The 245-nt window shown below is 57.6% G+C and carries 1 protein-coding gene; it reads left to right on the top strand.

The genetic code is table 11. The features are described 5' to 3' along the window. The coding region (locus H5073_RS18660) for a VCBS domain-containing protein (RefSeq protein ID WP_220488115.1) at positions 1-245 on the top strand (245 nt) is incomplete at both ends.

Here is a 245-nt window from a genome sequence, read left to right as displayed (position 1 = left end):
CCTGAGATTGCGGGCGATGATCTGGGCGCGGTCACTGAAGACGCCAACAACCCGACCTTAACTGACACTGGCACCTTGACCATCAATGATGCCGATGCAGGGCAATCTGTATTCCAGGCTGGCACAGGCACCCCAAGCGCGGGTGCGCTCGGCAGCTTGACCATTGATGCTACGGGCAACTGGACTTATAACGTCGCGAACGCCGATGTGCAGTATTTGGCGGAAGGCGAAACCAAGGTTGAGAC

This window comes from Shewanella sp. SR44-3 (assembly GCF_014163735.1).
Lineage (GTDB): Bacteria > Pseudomonadota > Gammaproteobacteria > Enterobacterales > Shewanellaceae > Shewanella.
Note: the sequence above shows the minus strand (reverse complement) of the source record. Positions and strands in the feature narration are given on the sequence as shown.